At 41.7% G+C, this 11,955-nt stretch carries 11 protein-coding genes; 2 read left to right on the top strand and 9 right to left on the bottom strand.

Annotated elements, in window-relative coordinates; genetic code table 11:
• Positions 1-29: 29 nt before the first annotated feature.
• From cls to VJ786_RS14370, 8 genes are all read right to left on the bottom strand, one after another.
• A complete protein-coding gene (cls, locus tag VJ786_RS14405) occupies positions 30-1,499 on the bottom strand; it encodes a cardiolipin synthase (protein ID WP_099366797.1) in 1,470 nt (489 codons plus the stop codon).
• Between the two features lie 56 nt (positions 1,500-1,555).
• A complete protein-coding gene (locus tag VJ786_RS14400) occupies positions 1,556-2,251 on the bottom strand; it encodes a sulfite exporter TauE/SafE family protein (protein ID WP_099366798.1) in 696 nt (231 codons plus the stop codon).
• 4 nt (positions 2,252-2,255) lie between these two features.
• Entirely contained in the window at positions 2,256-2,681 is a 426-nt protein-coding gene (locus tag VJ786_RS14395; protein ID WP_099366799.1) for a FixH family protein, read from the bottom strand.
• Between the two features lie 5 nt (positions 2,682-2,686).
• Positions 2,687-4,084, bottom strand: a complete 1,398-nt coding sequence (gene ccoG, locus VJ786_RS14390; RefSeq protein WP_336557943.1) for a cytochrome c oxidase accessory protein CcoG — start codon at positions 4,082-4,084, stop codon at positions 2,687-2,689.
• 26 nt (positions 4,085-4,110) lie between these two features.
• Complete coding sequence (locus VJ786_RS14385; RefSeq protein WP_099366801.1) at positions 4,111-5,019, bottom strand: cbb3-type cytochrome c oxidase N-terminal domain-containing protein; 909 nt, start codon at positions 5,017-5,019, stop codon at positions 4,111-4,113.
• Between the two features lie 2 nt (positions 5,020-5,021).
• Positions 5,022-5,213: a hypothetical protein gene (locus VJ786_RS14380; RefSeq protein WP_099366802.1), complete on the bottom strand. Its 192-nt coding sequence runs from the start codon at positions 5,211-5,213 to the stop codon at positions 5,022-5,024.
• 24 nt (positions 5,214-5,237) lie between these two features.
• On the bottom strand, positions 5,238-7,385 hold the full coding sequence (gene ccoN, locus VJ786_RS14375) for a cytochrome-c oxidase, cbb3-type subunit I (protein WP_099366803.1): 2,148 nt from the start codon (positions 7,383-7,385) through the stop codon (positions 5,238-5,240).
• Between the two features lie 341 nt (positions 7,386-7,726).
• Positions 7,727-8,341: a lytic transglycosylase domain-containing protein gene (locus tag VJ786_RS14370; protein WP_245153203.1), complete on the bottom strand. Its 615-nt coding sequence runs from the start codon at positions 8,339-8,341 to the stop codon at positions 7,727-7,729.
• Positions 8,342-8,706: 365 nt separating this feature from the next.
• Between VJ786_RS14370 and VJ786_RS14365 the strand changes: the two genes are divergently transcribed.
• Both VJ786_RS14365 and VJ786_RS14360 read left to right on the top strand, forming a co-directional pair.
• Entirely contained in the window at positions 8,707-10,122 is a 1,416-nt protein-coding gene (locus VJ786_RS14365) for a pseudouridine synthase (RefSeq protein ID WP_099366805.1), read from the top strand.
• Positions 10,123-10,233: 111 nt separating this feature from the next.
• Positions 10,234-10,701, top strand: coding sequence for a pyrophosphohydrolase domain-containing protein (locus VJ786_RS14360; protein WP_099366806.1), 468 nt, complete (start codon positions 10,234-10,236; stop codon positions 10,699-10,701).
• Positions 10,702-10,835: 134 nt separating this feature from the next.
• On the opposite strand, the gene mnmL is transcribed toward VJ786_RS14360, so the two are convergent.
• A complete protein-coding gene (gene mnmL / locus VJ786_RS14355; RefSeq protein WP_099366807.1) occupies positions 10,836-11,795 on the bottom strand; it encodes a tRNA modification radical SAM protein MnmL/YtqA in 960 nt (319 codons plus the stop codon).
• Between the last annotated feature and the right edge of the window lie 160 nt (positions 11,796-11,955).

Genomic DNA, 11,955 nt, shown 5'->3' with positions numbered 1-11,955 from the left:
GTCTGTTAAGGATTTTTAACAGCTTTTCCCTAGAGCAGGGGCGCAAAAAGACGACATAAGGAATCGATGCCCCGTTTCCATGCCTTTCTTTTCTTCCAATCTCTAGCGGTGATCAATACAGAATTTGATTTATCGATGGCAAACTGTTCCTCCATCTCCTTGCAGAATTCTTTATTGGAGATCACGGCAGCTACCTCATAATTGATATAGAAACTTCGGAAATCGAGATTGACCGTTCCAACATATGCGATTTTACCATCGATGATAGCCGTCTTGGCATGTAAAAATCCTTTGCTATAAAAATAAACCTTGACTCCTCGTTCCAATAATGGTTTGATGAAGGAGTAACAGGCATGCTGAACAATCCAGGAGTCACCCATCTCCGGAATCATCAATTCTACCTCCACACCAGCTGCGGCGGCGGTTTTAAGGGCGGTTGCCAGTTCTTCCGTCGGAATATAATAGGGCGTACAGAGTTGGATTCGCTCACTTGCCTCCCCAATACTGATCAGCAATGCTTCCATGTTGAATGGCCCGATAGATCCAGGATCACTCGACGCCAGTGCAACCGCACTTAATTCTTCGGATACCGTAGCGGTATCCTTGAAATAGCCATCTTCCAAGTTGAAGGATTCCCCTTCAGTCTGGTTCCAGGAATTCCAGAAACTGATCTGGAACATAGCTGCAGCATTTCCTTTTATCCTTACAGAGGTATCCCGCCAATAGAGCCCAAATTCATTCGGGTTAATATAACGATCGGAAATATTGATACCCCCTATATAGGCCGTATACCCATCTATCACCGCAATTTTCCGGTGGTTCCGGTAATTACTGTTCGCCAGGGAAGTAAAAGTAACAGGCAGGAAAGGTTGAAATTCAATCATGGAATCTTTCTTTTTCCGCATGTACCGCACCAGTTTCGGCGAACCAAAACTATCCACGATCAGTCGGACCTTCACCCCTTCGGCAGCCTTTTTCTCCAGAAGATCCAATACCTGCATTCCGATATTATCCACATCGAAAATATAATATTCCATATGAATGGAATGCTTAGCCTCTTCCAATGATTGGAGGAACAGCGGGAATTTCTGCTCTCCGTTGACCAATAATTTCAATTCATTGTTCAAAGTCGGAGTCGAGAGCTTTTCGTTTTTCAAATAAGAAAAGACCCGGGACAGATCACCTATTTTATCATGGATATTACGGATCGACCAAAGCATCAATGGTTCCAAACGCTGGAATTCTTTTTTGAGGCGTAGGGTCTGTTCCTGGTTGATCCGCTTCATCTTCTTTACCTTGGAAAACTTCTGTCCAAAAAGGTAATACAGGATCAAGCCCACAAAGGGAATAAACACGATCACCATCACCCAAGAAATGGTCTTGGTGGGATTGCGATTTTCGATCAGAATGGTAATGGTTACACCTATATAAACGATCAGCATAGGGATCCATCCCCATTGCTCCAAAAATAATATAGCGGTGTCTAAATGTTCCTTCATATTGGTCTATGAAAGACAAGATACTAAAGAAAATGTTTAGGAAGAAAACAGATTTTTTACATGACGCAATTCAGCGCACCATCCACATGTAATAACGGACTTAGATAAGGGATATCCAAGTTGGCACCACGAAGGATAAACCACATCCCCATCAGTAGAAAAAGCACAGGCAGTACGGAACTAAATCCCTTCTTAAAAATTCGTCTTGGGAAATTACCGGCAAAGGAAAATAGTAAAAGAAGCGGCAAAGTACCTAAGCCGAACAGGATCATAAAAAGAAAACTATTGAGCATGGAATCGGCATTTACGGCGGATGCCAAGGCCATATAGACCATCCCACAGGGCAGTACGCCATTTAGTACGCCGGCAACAAAACTCCCACCGGGACGATACAACCATTTGCCCATGAATTTGGCAAAAGGCTGAATAGCTTTTGTTTGGAAAGCTGCCAATTGACTCGATGATTTTCCGAACATATAAAACAGACCAATGCCGAACAAGATCAGACCAGTGACCAAACTAAAGACCTGTTGCCATCCTTGAACAGCTGCCACATTCCCGATCAGCCCCAAGAACAAACCCAGTAACCCATAGGTAAATATTCGACCAAATTGGTACAGAAGCTTGTTGAAGGTAGTTTTCCAGGAAACCTGTTGCCCAGCCTGAACAGCCAATAATAATGGCCCGCACATGACGGCACAATGGATACTACCAAGCAGCCCCATAAAAAACGCTAGATAGTGATAGGTCATCTTGTTACTGTATAAAAAGTGCCTGGTCAGAAAGGTAATCCAGGTCACCATTCTTCCAATCGATCTCTACATTCCAATTCCCTTTCTCAAAACTCGACAAAGGCAATTTGAACTGGTTGGTCTGGGTAGCAAAAGGAAGGGTTTTATCAAGCTTTCCATTATCCGGTCGCTTGAAATTTAAATTACCTTTATTCCCTGCTGCCACAAACGTGATGGTCAAAGTATCCTTCGTCACCTGCAAGTTAGGCTTCGCCTCGTGATTCAGCAGGTTTTCTTTTTTATGATAGGTATCATCATAATTTAATCCCTTTTCATAATAATCAGGATCTACCAACGAATCGGAATCATTACTGACCATATACACACCGGCGCCAACTATGAAAAGCATAAAGGCCCCTAATCCAAAAACTATTTTATAACCCCAGTTCATTTTATTTATTTTTTAGGCGGAGCAATAAAGGTGGTTTCCATTTGGTCTATCACCTTATCTCCTGCTTTAATATCCACTTTAATATCAGATTTATACGTCTTGATATCTTTCTGATCCCTGATCAGGAAAAGACTTAATTTTGCGCTTCCTTCTTTCGCCAAATGCGAAATAGGATTCACGATCTGGATCCTTACACTAGGATCAGGACTTACCAGCTCGAAATCAATATCCTTACTCGTCTTGTTCAATACTTCTAAGGTATACAGGTTAGATACTGTTCCATCGTCCTTTAATTGATAGGTACTACCCTTTGCGCGCAGAAGCCTACCATCCACATCCGAACGGCTGAAAATCATAAACCCGAAGATACCCATTAATACCAGCAAAATCAAAGTATAGACCCAAGTACGGGTGTTTTTCTTTTTGCTTTCTGCTATGCTTTCCTTTCCTTCGGCTTGTGCCAGGGTATAAAATCCGATCAACCTTCTAGGTTTATCGATCTTATCCATTACAGCATCACAGGCATCGATACATGCCGTACAAGAAACACATTCCAATTGAGGGCCTTTGCGGATGTCAATCCCCGTAGGACAAACATGTACACACAAATGGCAATCTATACAATCGCCTTTCGGGGTATCATCCCCTTTTTTGATTTTTCCTCTGGGTTCTCCCCTTGCCGTATTGTAGGCTACAGTTACCGAATTATCATCCAATAATACACCCTGTAATCTTCCATAAGGACAAATTCGGGTACAGACGATTTCCCTAACAAAGGCAAACACAAAGTAAAAGACCAAGGTAAAGACAAGGATGGATAGGAACCCTACAATATGTTGATCGATAGGATCGGTTGCTATTTTGAGTAAAGCATCTGCGCCGATAATGTAGGCGAGAAACAGATTGGAAATGGCAAAGGATATCAGCAGAAAGATACTGTGTTTGAGCACTTTCTTCCAGGCTTTCGCATCGGTATCCGGTCCTTCATTCAATTTCTTTTGTTGTGTCCAGTCTCCTTCGATAAGGTATTCAATCCGTCGGAAGATCAGTTCCATAAAAATGGTCTGCGGACAAGTCCAACCACACCAGACTCGGCCATACACGGCGGTGAACAGCACGATACACACCATCACGATGAGCATTCCAAAAAGGAAGATATGGAAATCCTGTGGATAGAATAGGTTCCCAAATATGGAGAATTTCCTTTCTACGATGTTGAACATCAAGAAAGGATTTCCATTTATTTTAATGATGGGTCCCAAGAAAAAGAATAGTAGTAAGCCATAACCGACCACCTGTCGATAGTTATAGAGCTTACCGCCAGGCTTTTTGGCGTAGATCCATTGTCTTTTCGATTTTTCAGGTTGATTTGGTTTTCCGGCTTCACTTACTACTATTCCCATGATATTATTGATACAAATTTGCTTGATTAATTTGCAGTGGCTGTGCTATCAGTCGCTGCTGCTTCTGAGGAAGCAGACCCTCCTTCACTTTCATACTTCACCACCTCAGGACCTTCCGCTCCTTTTGGATTGGCAGGTTTGGTATCCCTTAAAGTTATGATGTAATTACTTACCTCTGCAATCTGTGCTGGAGTCAATGTTTGCTCCCAAGGCACCATACCCTTATCAGGCACACCGTATTTTACGGTCTTAAAGATGTCCTTGATCTCCCCACCGTGGATCCAGAAACGGTCGGCTAAGTTAGGACCGATTCCGCCTTCACCCGCTCCACCATGACAGGCTACACAGTTGGTGGCAAAGATCGCTTTACCATTGGCTGCCAACATCCCTGTTTCATCGATGGTGATGGAATTCTCATCAAAAAGATTGGCTGATTGCGCAAGGAACGCCTGTTTCTCCGTTTCTGCTTTTGCCATTTCCTGCTCATACTCCTGATCCTGGTTCAAACCGATACCAAATACCTGGTAGATCAATAGATAGACCACCGCGAATAAACAGGTGGAATAGAACAAGGCGTTAAACCATACCGGGATGGGGTTGTTCAATTCTTGGATACCATCGTATTCATGATCGATAACCAATTCTTTTTCTTGCTCCATAGGTTTTAGCCCCATGAAATAGTTCCACGCGCCACGCCAGTAATTCTTGCGTGCTGCCTTTCTCTCCGCTGCTAAACGAGTTTCCTCTTTTACCACCTCCGGCATAGTCACCTTTAGCATGGAACGTAAGGCACGATTGATGGCGATGGCCGCTATCAAAACAGCTAACAACACCAGGAACACAACCAAGTAAAAGATATCGTTGTACATATTCCCGGTCCCCAATGTCATATCAGTTGAGGGTGCCGCGTCTGCCAATAATACTATAAAATTCATAATTATTTCGATTCAGGTAAGTTCTTCAATTCATTTTCAGACTCCTCAAACGGTAGTTCTTTCATGTAATCAACAAAGCTCTTTTTCATCCGGATCAACATGATCGAAACCGCAATGAAGAATGTTAAGAAGATCAACAAGGAGATTATCATATAAATCTCGTCCCCATGTAAGTCAGTAATTTGCTTCCACATAGCTTTTAATTTTTTAGATAGTCATTAATTAGAACCATTTGATGCTGCTGCTTCCTCTTTTTTCGCTGGAGCAGCTTTAATATCCGTACCTAAACGTTGTAGGTAAGCGATCATGGCTACAATTTCCTTCGTAGGTTCTACTTGAACCTGGTTGGCTGCAAGGTCTTTCGTAATGGCTGCTGCCTGTGCCTGCGCATGTTCAACAGCGTTGATCACCTCGTCATCACTATACGGAACACCTAGATTTCTCATGGCTTTCATTTTCGCAGTTAAGTATTTATAACTGATCTCCTGATCGATCAACCATGGGTATGGAGGCATGATACTTCCTGGTGATGTGATGGTCGGATCCAACATATGGTCATAATGCCATTTATGTGGATACTTACCACCGATACGGTGCAAATCTGGTCCAGTACGTTTCGATCCCCAAAGGAATGGCATATCGTAAATGAACTCCCCTGCTTTGGAATACTCGCCGTAACGAGCGGTCTCCGAACGGAATGGGCGGATAGTTTGTGAGTGACAGTTAACACATCCCTCACGGATATACAGGTCCCTTCCTGTCAATTCCAGGGCGGTATAAGGTTTAACCGATTCGATCTTCGGAATATTACTGCTGACCGTAAAAGTTGGGATCATCTCTACCAAACCACCAATCAAGATAGCGATCAAGGATAGCACCATGAATAAAAGCGGCTTACGCTCTAAACGACGGTGTTGTGCTCTTTCTGTAACCACTACTGGTTCTAGAGCTGGTGCTTCAGCAGGCTCATCAGCCAATAGCGATCCTGTTTTAATGGTTTTCACCAAGTTGTAGGTCATCAGAATTACTCCAGATAAGTACAATAAACCACCTACCGCACGCATCATGTGCATTGGAAGAATCTCTAAGGTAGTTGCCAAGAAGTTAGGATATTTCAATACACCTTCTGGTGTAAAGTCCTTCCACATCAAACCTTGTACAACAGCTGCCCAATACATCGGGATAGCGTAGAAAAGAATACCTAATGTACCGATCCAGAAATGGGTATTCGCCAATTTCTTAGAATATAGTTGAGTTCTATAGATTCTAGGGATCAACCAATATAAGATGGCGAAGGTCATGAATCCGTTCCAACCTAGAGCACCTACGTGAACGTGGGCAACGATCCAGTCAGTAAAGTGCGCAATCGCATTTACTTGTTTTAGGGATAGCATCGGTCCTTCAAAAGTAGCCATACCATAACAGGTCAATGCGACTACCATGAATTTCAATGTAGGTTCTGTACGAACTTTATCCCATGCTCCACGAAGGGTCAATAGACCATTGATCATACCTCCCCAACTTGGGGCGATCAACATGATCGAGAACACCACACCTAAAGATTGTACCCAGCTCGGTAGCGAGGTATACAACAAGTGGTGAGGACCTGCCCAGATATAGATAAAGATTAACGACCAAAAGTGAAGGATACTTAATTTATAAGAATAAACAGGACGGTTAGCCATCTTAGGTAAGAAATAGTACATCATCCCTAAGAATGGGGTAGTCAAGAAGAATGCAACCGCATTGTGGCCATACCACCACTGCACCAAGGCATCCTGAACACCTGCATAAACGTAATAACTCTTCCACATCGAAATTGGCAACTGTACAGAGTTAACAATATGCAGTACAGCAACGGTTACAAACGTGGCAATGTAGAACCAAACGGCTACATACATATGACGTTCTCTACGTTTAATAATAGTACCGAACATGTTAACACCAAAAACCACCCAGATAATGGTAATGGCTAAATCGATCGGCCATTCCATTTCCGCATATTCATGCGAAGTGGTCAGACCTAGAGGAAGGGTAATTGCGGAGGCTACAATGATTAATTGCCATCCCCAGAAATGGATTTTACTTAGCATATCGCTAAACATCCTAGCTTTTAGCACCCGTTGCATGGAGTAATAAGCTCCCATGAAGATTGCATTTCCCACAAACGCAAAAATCACAGCATTGGTGTGCAATGGTCTAATCCGACCAAATGTTGTAAACTGCAACCCGAAGTTGACTTCCGGCCATACCAGCTGACATGCAGCGATTAGGCCGACCGTCATACCGATGATTCCCCAGATTACAGTCGCGATTCCAAAATCTCTGACAATCTTGTTGTCATAATTAAATTGCTCTACCTGCATTATTCTTTATATTAAGTTAACTTGTTCAAAAGTAGCAGTATCACGATGACATTCTAATGATAATAGGAAGCAAGAAATAATGATATGAATCACTTTTTTAAGTTATGCGCTCAGATAGGCCATAGCCAGGTTATTTTTCCGTTTTCATTGGTTAGATGTGCTACGCAATCACTAATAAATTTAATAAACACTTTTTAAATTTACCAACATGACAGAAGATTTGCGTGACATTCCTATGACAGGGTAAAATTTGTTTACTTTTCAGAAAGGAATAAATAGAAAAAGGAAACCTTTTGGGTTTCCTTGCATATATAATAAATAAGATTGTTCTTCTTGAGGGCTTAGCCTTTTTCCAAAACCGTCTTCATGGAGATGATTTTGTAGACATAAGCGGCTGTTTCGGCATTTAATTTTAGGTCGTAATAGTTGTCCTTGCGTTGTCTTTTTAAAGAACCGCGAAGGCTTCCACCGCCCACGTTGTAGGCTGCAGCTACTAGGGTCCAGTCACCAAACTCACTATAAAGTGATTTCAGGTACCGTGCTGCTGCGTGGGTAGATTTGGTTAGGTCTAAACGATCATCCACTTTGCCGTTGACACGTAATCCATAAAGCCTTGCAGTAGCTGGCATGAATTGCCAATAACCACCTGCGCCTTTATGCGATGTAGTTCCAGGATTCAGACTACTTTCAACTACCGCAATGTATTTGAAATCGTCGGGAATACCATAGCTTTTGAGGATTTTGGCGATCCGAGGTAGGAGTTGGTCCGCCTTGCGATGAATCTGATGCGATGATCGCTCTAAATAAGAAAACTTGCGCAGGTACTTGTCCAATTTACGCTTAACGCTTTCTTGTTCCAATGGAATCTCTTCATTCGCGAATGAGATGCTCGAATAAAAATCATCCTTTTCATTCTTTTTCAATTCAGCCAACGTTGTTGCTACATTGGTTTTCATTGAATGGTTTAACGCCTTTCTAAAAGGGTCCGAAACCATGTCTGGCTGTGGGTTTGAGTACAGTTTTGACAACAACATTACAGTCAAAAGTGCACTACAACATAATACTCTTTTTTTTATCATTCAATCCCTTACTGCTATCCTATCCACGCGTAAAATACCGATCAAAAGACAGCTTGGTGAAAATCAAGCTCCAAAGGTAAGACATATTTTGTTATCTACCAAATAGTTATGAGTTTTAACAGTTTTTAACCGTTTAAAAAGCCTCTAACACACCTTATAAGGGACATTGAAACATTTACAAATAAAAAAGAGTAAAATCAATTAATATAGCTATCTTTGTAGCTCAATTTTTTTTGAAAATTATGCCATTTAGTAGCAACAGGAACAGTCGAGACGACAAGTCCAGAAAAAACAGAAGCAACTCAGAAAGCTTTGGAGACCGTAAAAGATCCGATAAAGGTTCTTTTAACGCAAAAAGAGATTCCAACCGTAATTCATCCGACAATTTCCGTAACAACGATAGAGACCAAAAATTTGGCCGCTCCGATAACCGTGATGGAGGATTCAAGAAATTCGATCGTTCGGAAGGAGGATTTAAGAAATTTGATAAATCTGAAGGTAGAGATTCAGGTTTCAAGAAATTCGACCGCGATAAGAAATTTGATCGTTCCGAAGGAAGAGATCGCTCAGAAGGAGGATTCAAGAAGTTCGATAAATCTGAAGGAGGATTCAAAAAATTTGATCGTTCGGAAGGAAGAGATTCAGGTTTCAAGAAATTCGACCGGGATAAGAAATTTGACCGTTCGGAAGGTAGAGACCGTTCGGAAGGAGGATTCAAGAAATTTGACCGTTCCGAAGGAAGAGATTCAGGTTTCAAGAAATTCGACCGGGATAAGAAATTCGACCGTTCAGAAGGAAGAGATCGTTCTGAAGGTGGATATAAGAAATTTGACAGAGACAGTAAATTTTCTGGAAAGCGCGAAGATCGTGGCGACAGAAAAACAACTTATAGAACAAGAAAACCTGCGCAAGAGCGTTCATTCGCTGAGCCTGAAGATGATGGCTTGATCCGTTTGAACCGTTATATTGCCAATTCAGGTATTTGTTCACGCCGTAAAGCGGATGAATTGATCGAAGCTGGTGTAATTTCTGTGAACGGTGTTGCCGTAACGGAATTAGGCACCAAGGTAGATCCTGCAAAAGACGAAATCAGATACAATGATGAGCGTTTGAAGCGTGAGAAAATGGTCTATGTGTTATTGAATAAACCAAAGGACTATATTACCACCACGGATGATCCTCAGGAGCGCAAAACGGTGATGCAGTTAGTATCCAAAGCGACCAAGGAAAGAATCTATCCGGTTGGGCGTTTGGATAGAAATACCACAGGATTGCTGTTGTTGACCAATGACGGAAACCTGGCGGAAAAATTATCCCACCCAAGAAATAACATCAGCAAGATCTACAATGTGGAGTTGGACAAGAGCCTTACACAAGGTGATTTCAATAAGATCCAATTCGGTGTGGAATTGGAAGATGGTTTTGTGAAACCTGATGATCTGAGTTATGTAATGGGTGCTTCCAAACGTGAAGTAGGCATTCAGATCCACTCTGGTAAAAACCGTATCGTTCGTCGTATATTCGAATCTTTAGGTTATGATGTGGTTAAATTGGACCGTGTGGTCTATGCGAACCTGACCAAAAAAGATCTTCCTCGCGGACGTTGGAGATACTTGGATGATAAAGAAATCATACAGTTGAAACACTTAATGAAATAATAGAAGAAGGCACGTAAGTGCCTTTTTTTTATTGTATAATCTGGAATTGATGCCCTTTCATTTTTCATAAATTCCGCTATCTTTCGTATTTTTAATAAAATTTGAATTATTATGACAGACCCAAAATGTTTAACTTCAGTTGCTGAGTTCCATACTACCTTTCAACATCCTATTCTAGATAAACCAACCATCCCTTCAGAAGCTCGGTGTAAGCTACGAGTTTCCCTGATTGCCGAAGAATTGAAAGAGCTTCAAGAGGCCATCGATGATAAGGATTTGGTGGAAATTGCGGATGCCCTTTGCGATATTCAATATGTATTGTCGGGTGCCATCCTGGAATTCGGATTGAAGGATAAATTCAACGATCTATTCAATGAAGTTCAGCGTTCCAATATGAGCAAAGCCTGCACAACAGAACAAGAAGCCATCGAAACCCAAGCACACTACAAAGCAAAAGGAGTGGATTCTTATTATAAAGAAATTGATGGTAAATATTTGGTGTTCCGTGAAGGCGATGACAAGACCTTGAAATCCATCTATTATTCTCCTGCGGATCTGAAGTCTATTGTGGAGCGATAGATCGCTATCTGCTAACTTAAGGAAACTTGTTTTAGGTAAATAATATGGAAAAAGTTTAAGTTACATTTAAAGCATAAAAGAGGGCTGAAATTGATTTCAGCCCTCTTTTATGTTTTATATAAGTAATACAGTTCTTAAACAATTGCTTCGGGAACATAGGCTGAACCTTGTTTCACACCCAGTTCTTCCAATCCCTTATCGATCTTTGTCTGTATCCCTGATTTTGGAAATCCCCAATTTGGAGCGATCAAAAGCTCTTTATCAGCTATTCCAAAAATCCGTTGGATAATAATATCTGGTCTCAATAAAGGAATGAATTTCGCAAGGAATTCGGTATAACCTTCAATGGTAAACAATTCGAAGGGCTCCCGTTTATATTTGACACCCATGATCGAACCTTCTACAATATGTAAATGATGCAGTTTAACAAACTTGATCTTTGGATGTTTATTGATCTCCTCCGCATATTTCAACATCATTTCTTCCGTTTCCCAAGGAAAACCAAAGATGGTGTGCACACAAAGGTCTAGATTGGTGTTCTCCAACATCTTCATGGCATGATTGAATTCATCGTGGGAGCAACCTCTATTAATGCGTTCCAGTGTTTCATTATAGATGGATTCCATCCCCATCTCCAGATCCACATCGAACCTATCGGTGTAACTCTCCAAGAGAGCAATCTTCTCAAAATCCAAACAATCGGGTCTTGTACCCACCGATAAACCAAGGGTATGTTCCGGACAGATGCTCAAGGCTTCATCATACATCATCTTCAACAGATGAGTCGGCGCATAGGTATTGGTATTGGGCTGAAAATAGATAATGAATTTCTCGGCACCATAACTATTGCGCGCACGAGCAATCCCATTCTCCACCTGCTCCTTTATACTTGGGATCTTCCTAGCCGTATCCGGCGTAAAAGAATCCACATTACAATAGGTACATCCCCCGTAGCCTTTACTGCCATCCCTGTTCGGACAGGTAAAATTACCATCCACAATGACCTTAAAAACCCGCTGCCCCGCATATTTCTCCTTCAGGTAAGCCCCATAATGGTTATATGGTTTAACCCCGTTATCTAGTTGTGTACCCATTGGTTGCAAAGATACAAAAACTCAAAGAGTTTTTTTTAGTATTAAGTAGTTAGTATTTAGTAGTTAGACCTATGGCGCCCTCCGTCATTGCGAGGAGGTACGAGGAAGCAATCTTTGGATATGCGGCGCCCTTTGTAATGCTGTGATCGAATCTTTGTCA

The sequence above is a fragment of the Sphingobacterium tenebrionis genome (genome assembly GCF_037126265.1).
Classification (GTDB): domain Bacteria; phylum Bacteroidota; class Bacteroidia; order Sphingobacteriales; family Sphingobacteriaceae; genus Sphingobacterium; species Sphingobacterium tenebrionis.
Note: the sequence above shows the minus strand (reverse complement) of the source record. Positions and strands in the feature narration are given on the sequence as shown.

Bases quoted from the DNA above. Each gene is read 5' to 3' on its own strand.
- cls (WP_099366797.1), bottom strand. From the start codon at position 1,499: ATGAAGGAACATTTAGACACCGCTATATTATTTTTGGAGCAATGGGGA.
- VJ786_RS14400 (WP_099366798.1), bottom strand. From the start codon at position 2,251: ATGACCTATCACTATCTAGCGTTTTTTATGGGGCTGCTTGGTAGTATC.
- VJ786_RS14395 (WP_099366799.1), bottom strand. From the start codon at position 2,681: ATGAACTGGGGTTATAAAATAGTTTTTGGATTAGGGGCCTTTATGCTT.
- ccoG (WP_336557943.1), bottom strand. From the start codon at position 4,084: ATGGGAATAGTAGTAAGTGAAGCCGGAAAACCAAATCAACCTGAAAAA.
- VJ786_RS14385 (WP_099366801.1), bottom strand. From the start codon at position 5,019: ATGAATTTTATAGTATTATTGGCAGACGCGGCACCCTCAACTGATATG.
- VJ786_RS14380 (WP_099366802.1), bottom strand. From the start codon at position 5,213: ATGTGGAAGCAAATTACTGACTTACATGGGGACGAGATTTATATGATA.
- ccoN (WP_099366803.1), bottom strand. From the start codon at position 7,385: ATGCAGGTAGAGCAATTTAATTATGACAACAAGATTGTCAGAGATTTT.
- VJ786_RS14370 (WP_245153203.1), bottom strand. From the start codon at position 8,341: ATGAAAACCAATGTAGCAACAACGTTGGCTGAATTGAAAAAGAATGAA.
- VJ786_RS14365 (WP_099366805.1), top strand. From the start codon at position 8,707: ATGCCATTTAGTAGCAACAGGAACAGTCGAGACGACAAGTCCAGAAAA.
- VJ786_RS14360 (WP_099366806.1), top strand. From the start codon at position 10,234: ATGACAGACCCAAAATGTTTAACTTCAGTTGCTGAGTTCCATACTACC.
- mnmL (WP_099366807.1), bottom strand. From the start codon at position 11,795: ATGGGTACACAACTAGATAACGGGGTTAAACCATATAACCATTATGGG.